Annotated in this window: 18 protein-coding genes and 1 tRNA gene; 1 reads left to right on the forward strand and 18 read right to left on the reverse strand. The window is 29.5% G+C overall.

Translation table 11 applies throughout. The features are described from left to right. Window positions 1-56: 56 nt before the first annotated feature. The 18 genes from RH99_RS10255 to RH99_RS10340 all read right to left on the reverse strand — a co-directional run bounded on the left by RH99_RS10255 (window position 57) and on the right by RH99_RS10340 (window position 20,979). Window positions 57-1,388: a vWA domain-containing protein gene (locus RH99_RS10255; RefSeq protein ID WP_010237438.1), complete on the reverse strand. Its 1,332-nt coding sequence runs from the start codon at window positions 1,386-1,388 to the stop codon at window positions 57-59. A 6-nt stretch (window positions 1,389-1,394) separates the two neighbouring features. Beyond that, the gene (locus RH99_RS10260; protein WP_010237440.1) at window positions 1,395-2,540 is read right to left on the reverse strand and encodes an ATP-binding protein; all 1,146 of its coding nucleotides are present in this window, start codon (window positions 2,538-2,540) and stop codon (window positions 1,395-1,397) included. Between the two features lie 16 nt (window positions 2,541-2,556). Beyond that, window positions 2,557-3,318, reverse strand: a complete 762-nt coding sequence (locus RH99_RS10265) for a hypothetical protein (RefSeq protein WP_010237442.1) — start codon at window positions 3,316-3,318, stop codon at window positions 2,557-2,559. Between the two features lie 188 nt (window positions 3,319-3,506). Next, entirely contained in the window at window positions 3,507-5,405 is a 1,899-nt protein-coding gene (locus RH99_RS10270; protein ID WP_010237444.1) for a PTS fructose transporter subunit IIABC, read from the reverse strand. 225 nt (window positions 5,406-5,630) lie between these two features. Then, window positions 5,631-6,545: a 1-phosphofructokinase gene (gene pfkB, locus RH99_RS10275; RefSeq protein WP_010237446.1), complete on the reverse strand. Its 915-nt coding sequence runs from the start codon at window positions 6,543-6,545 to the stop codon at window positions 5,631-5,633. A gap of 237 nt (window positions 6,546-6,782) precedes the next feature. Then, a complete protein-coding gene (locus tag RH99_RS10280) occupies window positions 6,783-8,312 on the reverse strand; it encodes a methyl-accepting chemotaxis protein (RefSeq protein WP_010237448.1) in 1,530 nt (509 codons plus the stop codon). A gap of 296 nt (window positions 8,313-8,608) precedes the next feature. Beyond that, a complete protein-coding gene (locus RH99_RS10285; protein ID WP_010237451.1) occupies window positions 8,609-8,824 on the reverse strand; it encodes a LexA family protein in 216 nt (71 codons plus the stop codon). A 568-nt stretch (window positions 8,825-9,392) separates the two neighbouring features. Continuing rightward, window positions 9,393-10,115 carry an amino acid ABC transporter ATP-binding protein gene (locus RH99_RS10290; RefSeq protein WP_010237454.1) on the reverse strand — a complete coding sequence of 241 codons (723 nt, stop codon included), beginning with the start codon at window positions 10,113-10,115 and terminating at the stop codon, window positions 9,393-9,395. Next, window positions 10,112-10,759: an amino acid ABC transporter permease gene (locus tag RH99_RS10295; RefSeq protein ID WP_010237456.1), complete on the reverse strand. Its 648-nt coding sequence runs from the start codon at window positions 10,757-10,759 to the stop codon at window positions 10,112-10,114. The genes RH99_RS10290 and RH99_RS10295 overlap by 4 nt, the downstream gene beginning before the upstream one ends. 13 nt (window positions 10,760-10,772) lie before the next feature. Continuing rightward, window positions 10,773-11,546, reverse strand: a complete 774-nt coding sequence (locus RH99_RS10300) for a transporter substrate-binding domain-containing protein (protein WP_010237458.1) — start codon at window positions 11,544-11,546, stop codon at window positions 10,773-10,775. 286 nt (window positions 11,547-11,832) lie between these two features. Beyond that, window positions 11,833-11,908 (reverse strand) — tRNA-Thr (locus RH99_RS10305). 183 nt (window positions 11,909-12,091) lie between these two features. Continuing rightward, a complete protein-coding gene (locus RH99_RS10310) occupies window positions 12,092-13,411 on the reverse strand; it encodes a gluconate:H+ symporter (RefSeq protein WP_010237460.1) in 1,320 nt (439 codons plus the stop codon). 280 nt (window positions 13,412-13,691) lie between these two features. Continuing rightward, the gene (gene ilvD, locus RH99_RS10315) at window positions 13,692-15,410 is read right to left on the reverse strand and encodes a dihydroxy-acid dehydratase (RefSeq protein WP_010237462.1); all 1,719 of its coding nucleotides are present in this window, start codon (window positions 15,408-15,410) and stop codon (window positions 13,692-13,694) included. A gap of 283 nt (window positions 15,411-15,693) precedes the next feature. After that, window positions 15,694-17,010, reverse strand: coding sequence for a gluconate:H+ symporter (locus tag RH99_RS10320; RefSeq protein WP_010237464.1), 1,317 nt, complete (start codon window positions 17,008-17,010; stop codon window positions 15,694-15,696). A gap of 651 nt (window positions 17,011-17,661) precedes the next feature. Next, entirely contained in the window at window positions 17,662-18,339 is a 678-nt protein-coding gene (locus tag RH99_RS10325) for a FadR/GntR family transcriptional regulator (RefSeq protein WP_010237466.1), read from the reverse strand. Between the two features lie 39 nt (window positions 18,340-18,378). Next, window positions 18,379-19,398 (reverse strand): sugar kinase, encoded by a 1,020-nt coding sequence (locus tag RH99_RS10330; protein WP_010237468.1) that lies wholly within the window; start codon window positions 19,396-19,398, stop codon window positions 18,379-18,381. A 16-nt stretch (window positions 19,399-19,414) separates the two neighbouring features. Continuing rightward, a complete protein-coding gene (locus RH99_RS10335) occupies window positions 19,415-20,059 on the reverse strand; it encodes a bifunctional 2-keto-4-hydroxyglutarate aldolase/2-keto-3-deoxy-6-phosphogluconate aldolase (RefSeq protein ID WP_010237470.1) in 645 nt (214 codons plus the stop codon). 158 nt (window positions 20,060-20,217) lie between these two features. After that, window positions 20,218-20,979, reverse strand: a complete 762-nt coding sequence (locus tag RH99_RS10340; protein ID WP_010237472.1) for an IclR family transcriptional regulator — start codon at window positions 20,977-20,979, stop codon at window positions 20,218-20,220. 427 nt (window positions 20,980-21,406) lie between these two features. On the opposite strand from RH99_RS10340, the gene hsp18 reads away from it, so the two are divergent. Next, the gene (hsp18, locus tag RH99_RS10345; protein ID WP_010237475.1) at window positions 21,407-21,847 is read left to right on the forward strand and encodes a heat shock protein Hsp18; all 441 of its coding nucleotides are present in this window, start codon (window positions 21,407-21,409) and stop codon (window positions 21,845-21,847) included. Window positions 21,848-21,911 lie beyond the last annotated feature (64 nt).

Here is a 21,911-nt window from a genome sequence, read left to right on the forward strand (position 1 = left end):
ACACGTAGTATCTATTTCAAATTAGTTTGAAATAGAAACTTCTCTTATATATAAAATCATTTTGCCCATTCACTTCTTACATCTCTCATAGCTTCCCTAATAAGGTCATACCCATTAGCGGCTTCCTTTTTATCTATGGAGTTGTTTAATTTAACCACTACTCCATATTCTTTTTCAACAGAAAGATTTTGTTTTCTTCCTGTTAATACCCAAATAGTCTTATAATTATATGGTTGTACTTTAAGTACCTTTTCTCCTAATCCATCTGTAAAAAAAATAAGGACATAGTTTCTAAGTTTTTTTTCATATATATATTTAAATACTGGAGAGAACTTAGTTCCCCCTTTAGTATTAATCTTTTCCTTAATATCCTTTATATTCTTAACTTTATATATTCTTCTTATCTCACTATCACATTCTATTATTGATATATCAAAAGGATAATTTTTAACTATTGAAAAAACCTCTTTCATTGAATTCTCAATCTCGCTATCTGTTATACTTCCACTTATATCAATAGCTATTAAGATTTGTACGATTCTATCTGATAATGTTCCCTTTAAATCAAATCTTTCAGGTTGTCTTCTATTCTTTCTTGTCACTGTTTTCCTATGCCCCGCTGGTAATGTTCCAATCATTCTTCTAAGGTAGTCTCTCCAACTAATTTCAGGGGCTTTATTAAGTGCCTTCATAAGTATATCTATACTTTCAGGTATTTTTCCTCTATAAGCATTGGTTGCTGTCTTTTTAACTATCTCATCCATTTGATCTATGTAAACATTTTCATCCATATCATTCCACATCTCATGAATCTTAGAAAAATCCTTTTGAAATTCATCGCTGTTTTTAATACGTTTATCTAAAGCCTTCTGTATTTTACTAGCATATTGCTCCATAGTTTGATCTTCATTAAGTTCTACATTGTAAGCTAATCTTACATTCTCTAATTTCACTGACCAAGCTGGCAGATACATTAAATATTGATTTACTGATATATCCATGGCAAGATTTATTGCAAGTTGGCTATATTTATTCTTTAATACCCTAGCTCTTGCATAATGTTTACTCATAATATGATATATCTCATGTTTAATAAGTGCTTGCATTTCTTTTAAGGTACACTCCAAAAATATATTTGGGTTAAAATACATGGTAAAATAGGTACCAGATAATTTTGTTCCTATTGCTTCTTGAAGTTTAAAATCTATTTCTCTTTTAAACTGAATAAGAAATAGCCCAAAAAAACTATCATCTTCATTCATAAGAGATAAAGTACACAGCTCAATTAGTTTAAAAAAATCATTATTAAAATTTATAGAATTATATTCTCCAAGCTGCATCTTACCATATAAGTCTTTTCTCATTGTTTCAAATTTACTTTCTTCCATAGCCTTCTACCTTTCGAAATCACTATATATAGAAAAGAATCCTTCAATAAAATTTTTATTCAGTAAAAACTCTTTATAAATGCTGTCTTCATAAATTTCCTTAAGTTCTTTCATTATAGCCAATTTTAGATCTGGTGGATAATATTGAAGAAGTCTAGAGAATATATCTACTTCCTGCTTTTTATTTTTACTATCCTCAATATATTGAAAAACATTTTTAGCTATTAAATACAGTCTTGAATGATTTTGTTTTTTAATTTTTTCTATAACTTCAGACTTTAATATGCCTTCAAAAAATATTTCTTCTGGGGTAATAATAGGTATGTTATTGCTATTTATAAAATTCATAAACTCTTGAGCTATACTACCTCCAACGTTACCCTTTATTACATTATAAATAATATTTTTAGAAACCTTTTCCTCTTTCTCTAGATAAACCTTATATACATTTGATACTCTTTCCCAGCTCCTTGGTGTAGCTTTAATCATTTCTGTTGAAAAAGGTGTATGTAAATATTCAGGAAATGTAGATATAAAGTTAAGTATATCTTCATGTATATTAGTGTATCCATCTATTTTTTCCATTCCCCAGCTAATCCAGGCCTTTGTATCTGATTCTACTTCTATCCATACAAAACGGTCTTCTTGGGCAGCATCCATATCTACAACTTGATAATCAGTTTGATTATATTCCCCATATTTACTAGAAGGATTCATTGCTGCTATAACTTTAACTTGTCTAGGTATTTTAAATCCATTTATTTCTCTATTAAGTATTATATTCATAAGTTCTTGTTGCACACTATGTTCACAACGGTTTATTTCGTCTATAAATAATAAAATAGTTTTATTAGGATCATTACTTAAAACTCGCTCTATTTCTTGAAGTTTTGTATGAACTGCATAAACAGTCCTTTTTAATTTGACTTTCTCTCCATTTAAATTCATTTCATAATCTTCAATAGTAGGAAGTCCTCCAATTTCACCCTCCTTTAACATGTTCCCATCTATATTAATACTATAATAATTATTATTAGCGCATATTCTTTTAATAATAGTAGTTTTCCCTATGCCACTTTCCCCTATAAGCAAAGGTACTTCTCCACTTTCTATAACTAATTCTGCACACATTAATGCCTCATTAAAATTCATATTAATTCTCCTCGTCTTAATAAGATAACTTATAATCAACAAAAATCTTCTTTGCTTCGTCACTGCCATAGCTATGAATAAAATCCACTTTATCTATAGTTAATCCATCACAATTTATAAATTTTAAAACATATTCTCTATCTATATTTACATCTTCTAATTTATTCTTAATAATCTCTTTTGCCCATTCTACATCAATTCTGCTTCCTATATACTTAATTATGTCTATATTATCTTCTAGAAATATTTTCATATCATCTTCATTTATATTTTCTATATAATTGATAGCTTCAGCATTCTTCATGATAGATTTTCGCTTTACATTCATAGCAGGATTTTTTATATATCTTAATGCTCCAAAATGTCCCATAACCGCTGCTAATTGAATTTTTTCAGATGGTTTTTCTATATATTTTATTGAATCCCAATCTCTTTTTACTGCAATTTCTTGCACTTTTTCTGATGGATTTTTTATATACTGAAGCGCCCATCCCTTTGCATTTACAGCTTTTTCTAAAACTTTTCTAGTAGGATTTTTTATGAATTTAAGAGTATTCCATGCACACTCTACAGCAAACAAACTCATTTCCTCTGATGGATTCTCTATATATTCAATAACCCATACATTATTTTTAAGAGCTTCCCATTGAATATTTATAGATGGATTTTTTATAAATTTTAATACATTACCATTTTGTTTGACTGCTGCTAATTGAATCTCTTCTGATGGATTGTTTATATTTTTAATATAATAGGGATCTTTACGTATAAGTTCCATAATATATCACCTCTCATTTATCCTATTTTTTCATAATTATAGCATAGTCTTAATTTTATATCACGTCTACTGAGACAACCCACTATAATAGATTCCAACTTAGTAAATCAATAAAAAATGTGTAGGAATTCACAAAGTAAGTTCCTACACATTTCTATATATTATATTATATTATATTAAATTATATTTTATTTTACTTCTTCACTTTTAATAGGTTTTTTTAATATTCCTAATAATAAACAAGTTACTACAGCACCGGCTGCAATAGCTAAAAGATAAAGAAGAGGATTCCCATTAACTATTCCAACTACAAATATTCCACCATGAGGTGCAGGTAATCCAATGTTAAATAACATTGCAAGTCCGCCTGCAACTGCTGATCCAGCAATTGCTGAAGGTATGACTCTAGCAGGATCTGCTGCTGCAAAAGGTATTGCACCTTCTGTTATGAAACATAGTCCCATTATATAACAAGTTAATCCAGAATTTCTTTCTTCTTTAGTAAATCTATTTTTAAAGAAGGTAGTAGCAAGTGCAATTCCAAGAGGAGGTACCATTCCACCAGCCATAACAGCAGCATGTGGATGATAGTTTCCTGCACTTATCATAAGAATACCAAAGGTAAATGCAGCTTTATTTATAGGACCACCCATATCAATAGCTTCCATTGCACCTAGAACTAATCCAAGTAAAACTTTATTAGTTGTTCCCATAGAATTTAGTACATTCTGTAACCATAAATTAAATGCGGTAACCGGTTGTATTATTACAATAAACATTATAGCTCCTGTAATAAGTGTTCCTAGAAGTGGATAAATAAGCACTGGCTTTATACCATCTAGTGATTGAGGCAATTTTGCAAATAGCTTTTTCAATAATACTACCACATAACCGCCAAGGAAACCGGCAATTAATCCACCGATGAACCCCGCTCCATTATTGGCTGCAATAAATCCACCTACCATTGCAGGTGCAAATCCTGGTCTATCTGCAATACTCATACCAATGAAACCGGCAAGTACAGGTACCATAAGTGCAAAAGCATTTGTAGCACCAATATCATGAAGTAATTTAGCTATGTAATTATAACTTGGATCCTTTGGATCAAAGGCTTTAATTCCAAACATAAATGATATAGCTATTAATATACCACCACCTACAACAAAAGGAAGCATATTTGAAACACCGTTCATAAGATGTTTATAAAAACCATTTTTCCCACCGTTTGATGAAGATGAACTATCACCACCACCTTCATGCTTATACACTGGTGCTTCTCCATTTAAGGCTTGATTTATTAGTTCCTCTGGTCTTTTTATTCCTTGAACTACTGGAACTTGGATCACCTTTTTACCATCAAATCTAGCCATCTCAACTTTTTTGTCTGCTGCTACAATTATACCAGCTGCTCTATTTATTTCATCTTCAGTTAATCTGTTTTTTACACCTGTAGAACCGTTAGTTTCTACTTTTATATCCACACCCATTTCCTTTGCTTTATTCTTCAAAGCATCTGCAGCCATATAGGTGTGAGCTATTCCGGTAGGACAGGCTGTTACAGCTAAAACTAATCCCTTTGAGCCCTCTGTTTCTTCAACAATTGAGCTTTCAGTATTTTCTTCTTCTAATTTTTCTTCTTCTTCACTATCAATAAGTTTTAGAACCTCATCTTCTGTTTGTACCTCAAGAAGCTTCTGCTTAAAGTCTGGATTCATAAGCATTGTAGATAATCGTGATAACGTTTCTAAGTGAGTATTATTAGCACCCTCACTTGCTGCAATCATAAAAAATATATTAGCTGGATTTCCATCTAATGAATCATAATCAATACCTGCTTTAGATCTTCCAAATGCTAAAGCTGGAGTCTTTACTGCTGCTGTTTTTGCATGTGGTATAGCTATTCCATCACCAATACCAGTTGAAAATTCTGATTCCCTTTTTAAAATTGCATTTTTATAGTCTTCTTTATTATTTAACCTTCCAGCATCATCAAGTTTACTTACTAATTCATCAATTACTTCTGCCTTTGTACTAGACTTAAGATCTAGAATAATTGTATCTTTTTTTAACAGTTCTGTAATTTTCATCTTCTGCCTCCTTATTTATAATAATTAAAAGAATCATGTACTAATAAAATGTACATCAACACTCTATATAATCATTGATTGTTGTAAAATAGAGAATACTCTATTAGATTTATATACAATATAAATATATTGAGCTGTTACATGTTGTCTCGCTAAAAAATCAACATTTGTAATATATAATATCATGAATTAAATAAGTATAAAAGGGTTTCATATATATTTATATTACTGTAATTTAGTTATAACTACTTCTTCTAAATACTTTTCAACATCCTCTCTCTTACATAAATCTTTTGAAAAAGCTGTTGCGCTTCCTGAAGTTGCACCCCATTTAAAAGCCTCAATAATCTTTGAAGTTTTAGAATAATTTGCTAGGAATCCAGCAATTACAGAATCGCCTGCTCCAACTGAATTTTTTACAGTTCCCTTAGCTGGTGATGCATGATATACTCCACTATCACAAATTAAAAGTGCACCTTTTGAAGCCATGGAGATAATTACATTTTCAGCACCCATTTCTCTGAGTTTCTTAGCATAAGTTATGATATCATTTTCCTCTTCAAGCTCTACATCAAATATTTCACCTAATTCATGATTATTGGGCTTTATCAAAAATGGTTTGTTTTTTAATGTAGCCACTAAAGCTTCTCCCGTTGTATCAACTATTACCTTTACCTTGTTAGAGGTACATTTCTGTTGAATTATAGAATATATATCTCTTGGAACTGATTTTTGAACATTTCCAGATAATACTAGATAATCTTCATCGCCTAAATTACCTATTATCTTAAATAATTTTTCTAAATCTTCTTCAGTTATAATAGGTCCTCCACCATTAATTTCTGTTTCTTCATTTGATTTAAGTTTAACATTTATTCTTGTATCACCATTTACTTTCACAAAGTCAGTGTCAACACCTTGTGATTCTAATGAGTCTATGATAAATTTACCTGTAAATCCACCGATAAAACCCAATGCTTTACTTTTTACTCCAAGGTTATTTAAAACTCTTGAAACATTTATACCTTTTCCGCCAGCAAACTTTTCTTCACTAGCTACTCTGTTGACTTCACCTGGCTTAAAATCATTTACATTTATGACATAATCAATTGCAGGATTAAAAGTTACTGTATATATCATTATTAATCACAACCTTTACTTTTGTTTTTATGATTGTTACAATTCTATCATAATACAAAAACTCACACTAAACAACATATATAAACAAATTTAATCACTAATTCAATGTAAAATCTTATATTTTATTATTGTAATCATAAAACAAATATTTATTTCAATTGTCCTATGGATTATCTAATAGTTACAACTTGATTTTTATCATAGATTATTAGTATACCCTTACTTTTATTAAATATTTTATTTAATAATCCCATTCATCTCTATAGCAATATTCTTTAACTCTTCAGAACTTGCTGTAATTTCTTCACTATTTGAGGCACTTTCATTGATAGCTTTATTAACTATATTAAATTTGTTTATGGTATTTTCCGTTAAGTTAGATATAGTACCATTAAGACTTACTACATTTTTAGTTTGCTCCAGCAGATTCCCTATTAAATAATTAACTTCCGCAATATCTTGACCAGATACCTGTAACCTTTCTATCATATTCATTACATTTCCTACTGTATTATTTAATAATTTATTCCCAGATAATATTTTTTCATTATTCTCTTTCATTAAATCCTTAACTGTATCTATCTGATTTTTAAATTCATTTATGATATTACTAATATCACCAAGGGAGTGCCTACTTCCTTCTGAAAGATTTCTAACTTCATCTGCTACAACGGAAAATCCACGTCCAATTTCTCCAGCTCTTGCAGCCTCTATACTTGCATTTAGTGCAAGTAAGTTTGTCTGATCTGCAATACTATTTATAGTTGTCAATATCTCATCCATTTGCTTCGATTTTTCCTCTAATATATTGGTAGCTTTAGAAGTTGTATTAATACTCTCTGTAATTGCAGTTATTATGTTTAGAACCTCTTGTAAAGATTCTTCGTTTTTATTAGATATGTCCATTAAATCAGCAGAATCAGTTTCTATACCGGTTATTTTTGTAGATACATCTTCATTTATATTTAATAAACTTTGTAGTATTTCTTTATTTTCATTAGATTTAGTTAGCATTTCTCCTGCCTCACTACTAATACATTGACTTGTAGATGCAATCTCCTGCATGGCGCTGCTTTTATCTTCAATAGAAGAAGTTAATGCAGTACTAGAACTTAACACAGTTTCTGCAAATTTAGAAATCTTATTAAACAATTCTGAAATTCTATTATTTTTTTCCTTAAGCATTTTTTCATTATAATCTACTTGTTTTATTATGTTAGATATAAGCAATGCAACTATAAGAATTACAAGGTTAATAAATATTATACATGTACCTCTTACAATAAGTTCTCTTATCATAGCTTCTTTCTCTGGTAAGAAAAATGGATTGAATAAAAATAATATTATTTCACATAAAATACTCATAATAATAGAACATATGGTAATCTTAATATCTAAAAATAATATCCATAATATTATGAAAAAATATACACTAATCCAAAATTCTTTTGAAGGAAATATAAACGATAAATACATATAATTTATATAGCAAATTAATACTGTAATTATTTTTATTTTATTAAAACTCTTTTCCCATTTACCTTCTTTTAATGTTTCATTATACATAAATTTAAATATGAATGTTTCTATTAATACCATACCAGCAAATATAAAAAGATACTTCCATTCCATTCCACTGTAGACTCCAGTATACCTTAAAAATATAAGTATTATATCTACTAACCCAGCACTTATGCCATATGCTAATAAAATAAATTTTAATAATTTCTTTTGAAAATCAACTATTATACTGCCTCTTTCTCCCATTAAATTCATCTCCCTCTATCAATATAATCTTTAGTTCAATTTTACGGTTTATTAAAATCAAAAGATTAATTTTTGTATATTTATTTCACCTCCTTTCAAAATATCTTCATAAATATGATTAGATTTATATTAAGTATTTATCTAAATGTTCCTATTATTATAAGCTTAGAAAGTGAGGTATTAAAAATCCAATCATACATAAAATTTTCCTAATCTGATTTTACACATTTATCTAATGAAATTCAATTATAAAAAATAAAACCAAGTCAAAATTAATTAACTTGGTTTTTCTTTTCTTATACCCTTTTCAATATTTTTATAGTTGAAGGACATCCATCTACACTAGAAATGTATCCCTTAGCCTCAATATCCTTTATAAATGAATGTACTGAATTCGTAGAGTTTAACCCAACTGTCTCCCCTAACTCTCTTACTGTAGGCGCATATTTATGCTTATCAATATACTCTTGTATTAACTTTAATCCCTTTACTTGCTTTTTTGTTAATTCCATGATATCCGTAAGAACCACCCCATCAAGTTTAAAATATGTAAATTTATACCATAATTATACAGAACATTAGTTTCAGTGTCAAGTCTATATTTAGAATCTACAGATTATAATCCTTATGTACAAATGATCCTACTATATAAATTATAAAAGCTTATGAATACTAGTTAAAAATCCTGTCAATACTCATAAATATACGAGGTGATAAAATGAATAGAAAAACTTATTTTAATATTGATATACTAATAGCTTCAATAACCAGTGGAATACTATATATACTTATATTTGATTTAATTATTTAATTTACGAAATTAGCACCTTTCTGAACTCAGCTTTCCCATACCTTCAGTTTTAAAAATAAATCAAAGTATTAGTTATAAATATACCTTACATTTAACAAATTTATTCTATATCCTAATTCCACTTACATAATTTATTTTTATTTATAAAATTTCTACTATTTGCAAATTCTATAGCAATAGTCTCTACAAAAATTAATTTATATAAATAAAATCCCTTCACATAGTAAAATTATTATTTAAATCCTACTATGTAAAGAGATTATCATTTTTTATAAAACCTTATTTAAAAAGTCTTTTGTTCTATTATGTTTTGGATTAGTAAATATGTTTTCAGGCTTATCTACTTCAACTACATATCCATCAGCCATAAACACTACTCTATCTGCTACTTCTCTTGCAAATCCCATTTCATGAGTAACTACCACCATAGTCATACCTTCTTTTGCAAGGTTCTTCATAACATTAAGTACCTCTCCCACCATTTCAGGATCCAATGCTGAAGTAGGCTCATCAAAAAGCATAATATCTGGTTTCATAGCCAAAGCTCTAGCAATGGCAACTCTTTGTTTTTGTCCTCCTGAAAGCTTTTCTGGAAACACATCAGCTTTATCCTTAAGTCCTACTTTTTCTAGAAGATTAAATGCTAATTTTTCAGCTTCTTCTTTATTTGTTTTATTCAATTGAAGTGGTGCAAGCGTTATATTTTTAAGAACTGTTAGATGTGGAAATAAATTAAATGATTGAAAAACCATACCAATATTTTCTCTTAACTTATTTATATTAGTTTTTTTATCACTAACATCTTTATTGTCCACTAAAATTTTACCTTCCGTAACCTCTTCAAGTCCATTGAGACATCTTAAAAGAGTACTTTTACCCGAACCTGATGGACCAATTAAACAAACCACTTCATTCTTATCTACCTTTAAATCTATACCCTTTAATACTTCTAATGCCCCAAAATGCTTTTTCAATCCTTTTATATTTATCATGATAAACACCTCTCCACTCTCTTTGACACAATAGATAAAATCTCTATTATAATTAAATAGAATATTGCTACCATAATCCAAATTTGAAAAGCCTTATAATTTGAAGCAATTATTATTTCCCCACTTTGTGTAAGTTCTGTTATTCCAATTACTGAAAGAATAGACGTATCTTTTAAAGAAATAATAAACTGATTTACAAGAGCAGGAATCATATTTCTAAAGGCTTGTGGAAGTACGACCTTTCGCATTGCAGTTCCATGAGAGAGACCTAAACTTCTTGCTGCCTCCATCTGCCCGTTATCTACCGCTAGTATTCCTGCTCTAAATATCTCTGACATATATGCACCTGCATTTATGCTTATAGCTATTATGCCTGCTATCACTGCATTTATCTTAAAATTCAATACACTTGGTAAACCAAAATATATAAAAAACGCCTGTACAATAAGAGGAGTACCTCTAACTATATCAATGTATATTCTGGCTATAGCTTTCAATCCTTTATTTTTACTTACATTAATTAAGCCTACAACTAGACCTATAATAATTGCTATAATAAGAGCAATTACAGTTATTTTAATGGTCATAGCCAAACCTTCTAAAAGGCTTGGAAAGCTCTCTTTAAATAATTGTATAAATTCCAAAAGTTTCACCTACTTACTTCTTAATGTATTTGCTAATTATTTTATCATATTCACCATTAGCTTTAAGTTTTTTCAATCCATCATTGAATTTTTGTAAAAGCTCTTTATTTGTACCTTTTTTTACTGCAAAACCATAGTAGTCTTTCTGCAATTTATCGCCTATCATCTTCAAGTTAGTATTTGGATCAACTTTCAACTTATATCCTACTACAGGATAATCATCAAAAGCTATATCTGCATTACCATTAAGGACTTCTTGAAACATAGAAGGAGAATCATCAAAGTATTTAACAGTTGCTTTGTATTTATCTTTATTTTGATCAGCGAACTTCGCTCCATCTGTACCCTTCTTTACTGCAAATGTTTTACTTGCAAAATCACTTTCACCATTTATTTTGGTATTATCTTTTTTTACGACTGCTGATAATCCAGATTCAAAATAACCATCTGAAAAGTCTAATGTCTTTTTTCTTGCATCTGTAATAGTCATTCCGGCTAATGCTCCGTCAACTTGATTAGCTGCAAGTGCTGGTATAATACCATTAAAATTCATTGGTTTTAAATCATAAGTAAAACCTTCCACTTTTGCAATAGCTGCTAATAAGTCTACATCTATTCCAGTGTATTGATTACCACTTTTAAAATCAAACGGTGCATAAGTACTATCAATTGCTATTGTATATTTCTTATTTGAAGCTTGATTTGAGCTAGTGCTTTGACATCCTACCATTAATGTACCAGCAATTATTGATACAACTGTTATTGCTGCTATAAGTCTTTTTTTCATAATAAATCCTCCTAGACATAAATAAAATTTATATAATTATATACAGATGTTTAAAAATAATTTTTTATCTTTTAAATTATTTTTATTTTATAATAGAAGTTTACAACTATAACTATAAAAAACTATACAAACCTACATTTTGTTTTTTAAGTTTAGTAAAAAACATTATATGTTTTTACTAATTACTTAATAAACTATATGTATTTATAACAATTGTAATAATTATTGCTTAAAATGGAAAAGAAAAAAGATACTAGGCTAAAAGCTTAATATCTCTATTTTTACATGGTGCTTCCGACAAGATTTGAACTTGCGACCTCCTAATTACGAATTAGTTGCACTACCAGCTGTGCTACGGAAGCATATATTCTATATTTTACTAGTATATTATACTACAAAATTAAATTTAAGTGAACTCCATTAAAAAACTGATTTCTATTATAACCAAACAATTACATATTATAATATTACAATCTACGCTTCTCCTCAAAGTGTAATGTAAAAACTTAGAGCTATAAGCCCTAAGTTTTCATCTATCTATATATCTATACTATTACATTTATAAGCAATACCCCAATTAAACCCATAACTGAAATTATTGTTTCCATAACTGACCATGACTTTATTGTCTCTCCAATGCTAAGGCCGAAGTATTCTTTAAACATCCAAAATCCAGGATCGTTTACATGTGAGAATATAAGACTACCAGCACCAGTTGCCAATACCATTAATGCAGGATTTACACTTGTTGCAGAGATCATTGGCAGTACTATACCTGCAGTAGTCATAGCTGCAACCGTTGCTGACCCTAACGATAAACGTAGTATAGCTGCTATACCCCATGCCAAAATTAGAGGTGATATGTTAGTTCCTGCCATTATTGTAGCTATATATTTACCTACTCCGCTATCTATAAGAACTTGTTTTAGTGCACCACCCCCCCCTACTATTAACAATATCATGGCTATTCCACTAGCTGCCTCTGCTACCGTTTTCATAACGTCTTCTATTTTCTTACCTCTCATTAAACCCAAGGTAAATATGGCAACTATAATAGATATAAACATAGCCATTAATGGACTTCCTATAAATTCTCCAAAATGTCTTATCTGTGATGTCTTTGGTAATGCCATTTCACATATTGCAGAAAAGGCCATTAATATAGGAGGAATGATAGCTGTTAAAACACTAGTTGAAAAGCTTGGCATTTCTTCTTCAGTAAAAATTTCTGCTTTAAATAAACTATTATCATTTGCCTTACGGTCAAATTTTTTCACAAATCTAGTTAAAAATGGACCCGCTATTATTACTGTAGGTATTGCTATTATAATTCCATAAATTAAAGTCATGCTAACGCTTGCTCCATATATTGTAGCTATAGCTACTGGACCAGGATGAGGTGGTAAAAATCCATGTGTAACAGAGAGTGCTGCTGCCATGGGGATTCCTATATATAAAAGTGGTAACTCAGTAAATTCAGCAATTGTAAAAACTAATGGTATAAGAAGCACAAAACCTACTTCATAGAACATGGCTATTCCTACAATAAATCCTGTGATTACAACAGCCCATTGTATCCTTTTTACCCCAAACTTATTGATAAGACTTCTTGATATTCTTTGCGCTGCTCCAGAGTCTGCTATTAGCTTTCCAAACATAGCACCAAAACCTAAAATTAATGCTAAACTTCCTAATGTACTTCCAACACCATTCTGTATAGAAGTAACTGTTTTAATTGGAGACATTCCTTCTGCAATTCCAACAACTAAAGCCACAAGAATTAACGATATGAAACCGTTTAACTTAAACTTAATCATAAGTAATAGTAATAATGCAACACCAATAACTACAATTAATAATGGCATATTTTATTCCCCCTAATTAATTTATGAATTTCTGATAATTAATTTTAAAAACTTATTCATATAAGGCTTATATAAGTTATATAGTAAAAAATAGGTTCATCAGTATATTTTAGTATATTTATTACTTAATAAACATACTTCCTTTTAGATAATATTGGTTATTAAGTTAAACTATTTAATCATAAAATTTTCCTGATGAACCATAAAAATATTAAAATTTAAAGGCGTAAAATTAATTATCTATAATTTTACATATATTAAGGTACATATATATGTAGTCTTACTCCATATATCCACCCTTCATTGGTGATACTGCACATTTTGTATATATTCCTAAGACGCCTTTAGTAAATCTAGGTGCTGGTTTTACCCATTTTTCTTTTCTTGCTTTTAATATATCATTAATTTCTTCTGGTGTTTTTTCATTACCAACTACCCCTATTATGTCTAAACTTCTTTCAGGTATGTCTATTTTTATAAGATCTCCTTCTTCAACAAATGCTATTGGGCCACCTTCACTTGCTTCTGGTGAAACATGTCCTATAGCTGGTCCTCTAGTTGCTCCTGAGAATCTTCCATCTGTAATAAGCGCTATAGATTCTACTAATTCTGCATCTGATGCAATTGCTTCTGTAGTGTAGAACATTTCTGGCATTCCAGATCCTTTAGGTCCTTCATATCTTACAAATACTGCATCACCAGGTTTTATAGCTTTAGTTAATACTGCATTTATAGCCTCTTCCTCACAATCAAAAACTCTAGCCTTTAAAACTACTTTCATTAACTTCTTAGATACAGCTGCATGTTTTACTACAGCTCCTCCTGGAGCTAAATTTCCTTTAAGAATAGCTATTGCTCCTTGTTTTTGTATTGGATCTTCTTTTGTCTTTATTACATCTTCTTTTTTAACTCCAAGCTTTTCAATAAGCTTATCATGTTCTTCATAATATCCGCTTTTCCTTATATCTTCTAAGTTTTCACCTAAAGTCTTACCAGTAACAGTCATTACATCTAAGTGTAAAAACTCTTTAATTTCTTCCATTATTGCTGGTACTCCACCTGCATTCCAGAAATATGATCCTGGATAAAATCCACTTGGTCTTATGTTAAGAATATATGGAATCTTTTTATGAATTTCGTCAAATAGTTCTGGTTCTATTTCTATACCTAATTCATGAGCTATAGCTGGCATATGAATTAATGTATTACTTGAACCTGCAATAGCTGCATGTACCATAATTGCATTTTCAAAAGCATCTTTTGTCATTATATCAGAAGGCTTTATATCTTTTTCAATTAATTTAAATACTTGCTTACCAGCTTTTGTTGCAGCTTCATTTAATTCTTTAAATGTAACTGGAATCAATGCTGTTCCTGGTAGAGCTATACCTAATGCTTCTGCCATAACCTGCATTGTTGCTGCAGTTCCCATAAAGGAACAGGCTCCGCAAGTAGGACAGGCGTTATGTTTATAATATTTATATTGATCTTCAGTTATTTCTCCTCTTTTATATTGAGCATCATATTTCCCAATCTGTTCAAGAGTTAAAAGATTAGGTCCAGGACCCATACAGCCACCTGGTAAAAATATAGCTGGCATATTCAATCTAGCAATAGCCATTAAGTGTGCAGGGACCGCTTTATCACAACTTGTTGTAAATACACCCGCATCATAAGGCGTAGCTTGAACATGTATTTCTATTAAACTTGCCATTATATCTCTAGATGGAAGTGAGTAATTCATACCATCATGTCCTTGGGCCTCTCCATCACATATATCTGTAGCAAAGAATTTAGCGCCTCTGCCACCATTTTCATAGATACTATCAAAGACTTCATTTACTAAAGAGTCTAAGTGAGCGCTACCTGGATGACTATGACCATAACTACTTTCAATTATTATTTGTGGTTTAGCAAGATCTTCAACCTTCCATCCTGATCCAAGTCTTAATGAATCAATTTCTGGAGCCTTCTGTCTTATTTCCTGACTTTTTAACATTTAAATCACCTCATATTTAAAAATTATTTGTATTACGACTTTAGCTAATTTTTTATTACAAACGTTTTTTTAAGTAAATTATATAATTAATTTATACACATTACAGTTAATTTGTATTACAACTTTATTTATATAATACATTGTAAACGTTTTTTAGTCAATACATTTTTTCATTTATATAAAAATTTTCTATTATTGATTGATAAATTTTTAACTTATATAAATAAATATTAATATAAGAATATATTCAATATTTACTTATATAATTATATACGAAGAAATCTTATATCACGGCATTTATAAGCAATACGCCAATTAAACCCATAACTGAAATTACAGTTTCAGCAACTGACCAAGACTTTATTGTTTCTCCAATAGTAAGACCAAAATATTCTTTAAACATCCAAAATCCCGGGTCATTTACATGAGAAAATATAACACTACCTGCACCTGTTGCTAATACCATTAAAGCTGGATTAGTATGTGTTGCAGCAATGAGTGGTAATACAAGTCCTGCCGTAGTTAACGATGCTACAGTAGCTGAACCCAAAGCTAATCGTAATACAGCTGCAATAGTCCACGCTAGTATTAAAGGTGATATATTACTACCAGCCATTATACTAGTTATATAATTACCTACTCCACTATCTATAAGAACCTGCTTTAAGGCACCACCACCACCTATTATTAATAGTATCATAGCTATACCACTTGCTGACTCTGATATATCTTTCATTAAGTCTTCCATCTTTTTACCTCTCATTAAACCCAAGGTAAACATAGCAACTATAACAGATATAAGCATAGCCATAACTGGACTACCTATAAACTCTAGGAAATTTTTTATAGGCCATGTCTTAGGTATAACAATCTCACCTATAGCTGCAGCTGCCATTAATATAGGCGGAATTATAGCTGTTAAAACACTAGTTGAAAAACTTGGCATGTCCTCTTCATCAATAATCTTTCCTGTAAATAGTCCACCACTTGGCTTACTACCTTTTATTTTTATAAATTTACCTAAAATAGGACCCGCAACTATTACTGTAGGTATAGCTATTATAATACCGTAAAATAATATTGAACTAATGCTTGCACCATATATAGTTCCTATTGCTATAGGTCCTGGGTTAGGTGGCAAAAATCCATAGGTAACAGAGAGTGCTACTGCCATAGGTAATCCTATGTATAACAGAGGCAATTCAGTAAATTCTGCAATAGAAACTGCTATTGGTATAAGTAATACAAATCCTACTTCATAAAACATAGCTATTCCTATAATAAATCCTGTAAGAACAACTGCCCACTGTATTCTTTTTACTCCAAACTTATTTATAAGACTTCTGGAAATCCTTTGTGCTGCACCTGAGTCTGCTATAATCTTTCCAAACATTGCTCCAAAACCTATAACTAACGACAAATGACCTAATGTGCTTCCAACACCATTTTGTACAGATTCTACTACTTTAACTGCAGGCATTCCTTCCAATATTCCAACAAATAAAGCTACAATAATTAATGATACAAAAGCATTTAATTTAAACCTTATCATAAGTAGTAACAATAATACTACTCCAATAACTACTATTAGTAACGGCATACTTTTCCCTCCAAAATAATTCATTAGTTTTTTTAGAAATCTCTTATCATAGATGTTTTTATTAAATTATGTAAACCACATGGATTTTCACATATAAACTAGTATGGATTTTATATGTATTTAATGATATTGGTAACTATGCCCATATATCACTTTTTAAACTTATAATACATTTTTATTATCTTTAATTTTTTTAACTAGTAAAAATATAAATAAGCACTTACAATATGTCAATTCTTTAAATGACTTTATACTATTATTTGAATTGTCTTATTTTTTGAGATTGTCAATTTTGAAATGTAAATTATGGTATCAAACATTTCTTAAACCCCACTCTCTATTTTGTTTTTCAACCTGAATATCACCTCCACACCATTACTTATAATACAACTTTTAATAGTTTTTATTATAAAATCATCATTTTAACCATATAATATATATCATTTAGCTACATTATTGTTATATAACAGATAATTTGTATTACAAGTTATCTATATGATAACCTTCAAATAATTTTTAGTCAATATGTTTTTTCACATTACAAATCTTAGTTTCACATAATAAAACATCCCTATGATACATTTAATATCATAGGGATGTTTTATTATGGATTATATTTTGCAAAATAGTAAAACTTATTATTATTTTTTATTATTTTTTATTATTTTTTAAATCATTTATTGTTCTTTGAGCATGTCTTCTTGTATAAATAGCTGCAAGCTCCGAATCTCGATTCTTTATTGCCTCTAAGATAAGCTTATGCTCCGTAATTCCACCTTTTGGTCCAAGATTTTCATATAGAAGCTTTTGATGATATTTAAGTACGTTTCTCAATAGTTCATTTACTTTAATAATTAATGAGTTATTAGTACCTTCTGAAATTTTAGTATGGAATTTTAAATCTTCCTCTGTAAATCTCTTGATATCATTCTCATGTATTACCATATTTTCATAGCATACTTCAAGTTGCTTTATCAAGTCATCACTACATCTTTCAGTACACATTCTAGCTGATTCAGGTTCAGTAATTAGTCTAAACTCCAGTATATCTATATAGCTATCCATATCCAAAATTAGCATAGGGATTAAGCTATTTAAATATATTAAAGGGCTTAAATCATTTACGAAGGAGCCCCCACCTTGTTTTTTATTTATAATATTTAATGTTGCTAACTTTTCCAAGGCTTCTCTTACAGAGACTCTACTTACATCTAATTCCTTTGCAAGTTGAGTTTCAGACATAATTTTTTGCCCAGATTTCCATTCGCCACTAAATATTTTTTCTTCTATTTTCTCCAATACCTTATCGCTAGTTCTACCATCTTTCATAAAAATCTCCTACTTCTATATTAAAATCTATATAATAAATTATCTTTGAACGCTGCCAGATGTATTTCCCTTTACAAGAGCCATTATTTCATCTTCTGTACAAATGTTAAAATCGCCTTCTATAGTATGCTTAAATACTCCTGATGCTACTCCAAATTCTAAAGCTTCTTTATAATCTACTCCATTAGCTAATTTATAAATTAAACCAGCTGCAAAAGCATCTCCTGTACCAACCCTATCTTGTATTGTAAAATCATACTTATTGGATTGATATAATTCTTCTCCATTATAAATCAAAGCCGAAAGTGCGTTGTGGTCTGCTGAATAATTTTCTCTTAATGTAGTTACAACATACTTTATATTAAACCTTTTTTTCATATTTGAAAATGTATTTTTCAATTTTTCTAAGTCTACTCCTTGTTTTGCAAAATCAGCAATTTTGTGTTTACCACCTTTTTCACTGCTGCTTAGCCAGCCAAAGCAAACATCAATATCATTTATAAACCTTGAAATTACACTTTCAAATTGATCATAGCTCCATAATTTAGATCTATAATTTAGATCTACACTTATATGTACGCCTTTTTTCTTAGCATACTCAACAGCTTTTTCCACTAATAGTATACACTTTTCTCCAAGCGCTGGAGTTATACCTGAAAGGTGAAACCACTCTGCATCTTTAAATACTTCCTCAAAGTCTATGTCATTTACATCTATATCACAAATTGCAGAATTTTTTCTATCGTATACCACTTTAGATGGTCTAACAGATGTACCTTTTTCAAGAAAATATATTCCTACCCTATCTCCAGTTCTAACAATATAATCTGTTTTTACTCCATAATTTCTTATGAAATTTAAGGCACTATCTCCAATTCCATTATCCGGTAAGGCTGTTAGAAAATATGAGTCCATACCCATATTAGCCAAGAAAACTGCAACATTTGCTTCAGCGCCACCATATATTGCATCGAAAGACTTCGCCTGAGCAAGCCTACTATGGCCAGGTGTAGTGAGCCTTAATAATAACTCGCCCATAGTTACTACTTTCTTCGCCATAAGAATCCCCTCCAAATTAAATTCTAGCTTCTCTTACTTTTTCAACAAACTTCTTTGCAGTTTCTGTGATTTCTTCATAATTTCCTGTTTTTGCTCCAGCTGTAAGTTGTCCACCTACACCAACTGCAACACATCCATTTTTAATCCATTGATCTACATTTTCTAAACTAACTCCACCTGTTGGCATAATTGGTACTTGTGGTAATGGTGCCTTTACATTCTTAACCATGCTTGGTCCAAAAGCACTTCCAGGGAAAAGTTTTATAATATCTGTACCTGCTTCCATAGCTTTTATCATTTCTGTTATTGTCATACAACCAGCCATGTAAGGAATTTGATATCTATTGCAAAGCTTTGCAGTCTCTAAATCAAATCCAGGGCTAACAATGTACTGTGCACCAGCTAATATTGCTATTCTAGCAGTTTCACTATCAAGTACAGTTCCAGCACCAACAATCAATTCTTCTTTTGAAAATTTTCCTTTTAGAGATGTTATTACTTTATCTGCTCCAGGTACTGTAAATGTAACTTCAATAGCAGGTACTCCACCTTCTATACAGGCCTTTGAGATTCTTTCAGCCACCTCAGTATTTTCAGCTCTAACTACTGCCACTACACCAACTTCTTCAATTCTCATTAACGTATTAAATTTTTCAATCATTTTTAATCCCCCTAAAAAATATTTATTTTTTAATAATTTGCTATAATAGAGTCTCTAATTTAAATAATATATTAAATACATCTTATATATTCCATTATACAAAATTATGTTTCATATATCAAAACTTTTTTATTGTAATTATAAATTATTTAAAAAATCTAATTCCTATATCCAAGTTCATTGGATATCTTATTAGCATATTCAATTATTAACTTTGCAAACTTATTTACTTTTTCTTCTTTAAAGCTTATTATTGATCCAGAAATACTAATTGCTCCACATATTTCGCCTTTATAATCTAATATAGAAGTTCCTATACATCTAATTCCAATTTCATTTTCCTGTTCATCTATTGCATAGCCTTGTTTCTTAATTATGTTTAAATCTTCTTTAAATTTTTTAAAATCTACAACAGTATTTTTTGTTAATTTTTCTATAATACTATTATCCCAAATAAATTTTACTTCATTGTCAGTCATATGAGATAGCATAGATTTTCCTACTGCTGTACAATATACTGGACTTCTCTTACCAATCTTTGAGTACATTCTTATTGGATTTTGTGATTCAACTTTATCTATGTATACAATTTCAGTACCTTCTCTAACTACTAAATGTATTACCTCATTAGTCTTTTCCATAAGTTCATGAAGTAACGGTTTTGCAGAAGTTACTATATTCATTTTTTCTATCTTCTTATTTCCAATTTCAAATAATTTTAAAGTCAAATTATATCTATTACTATCTTCATTTTGCTTGACATATCCTTTAACAATTAACGTATTTAAAAGTCTATGCACTGTACTTTTATGAAGATTTGCTTTCTCACTGATTTCAGTTATTCCTAAGCCATTTTCATAATCTGATAATATCTCTATTATTGATAAAGTTCTTTCTACAGATTGTACTAATTCTTGCATATCTCCACCCCCCTCTAATTTATACAATAAATATAATATATCTAATTGTCAACTTTCTATTAAAGTATAAGTTGAATTTTTTATTTTGACTACAAATACTGAAATTATATTATTTTATTAACTAAATTTATTCAGTTTATATTATAAATTTCACTATAATATGTAGCTAAATATAAGTAAAAACTAAAATTACTTTCACAATATAAATAAATCAACCAATTTATCGTAAATAACTTAATAGACTTAATTTATATCACTGTAGGTAATGTTTTCTTTAAATATACTTCAAAATCTCTTATTATTGTACTTTGACTTTCTTTGACTTATGATGTATTATGAAATTGTACTCAAGGAAAGCAACAAATAAGCTTCCCTTAACATATAAAATATAAAATATAAAATTTATAAACATTTAGGAGGTTATATTATGTTTGATATGGTTCCTTTTAGAAGAAATAATAATGTTGCAAGAACAGGTTCTACTTTTGATGATTTATTCAGTAATTTCTTAGGAGATGATTTCTTTTCTACTTCTATAATGAATAGCAGTGGCTTTAAAGTAGATTTAAAAGAAGATGAAAATGCTTATACTATAGAAGCAGATTTACCAGGCGTTAAAAAGGATGATTTATCTTTAGATTATGCAAATAACTATTTAACTATTTCTGCAAAACGTGATGAAACAACTGAAAATAAAGATGACAATTACGTAAGACGTGAAAGAAGATATGGCCAATTCAAAAGAAGCTTTTACGTTGATAATATTAATGAATCTACTATAGATGCTTCCTTTACAAATGGAGTTTTAAAAGTAACATTGCCTAAAAATGATAAGGGAATTGAAAAGAATAGAATAGATGTTCATTAAAAAATTAGCAGGAGCAATTGCTCCTGCTAATTTTCATTTAATTAACTACACATTTTCTTTATGT

Source organism: Clostridium arbusti SL206 (assembly GCF_000246895.1).
GTDB classification, from domain to species: Bacteria; Bacillota; Clostridia; order Clostridiales; family Clostridiaceae; genus Clostridium_I; species Clostridium_I arbusti.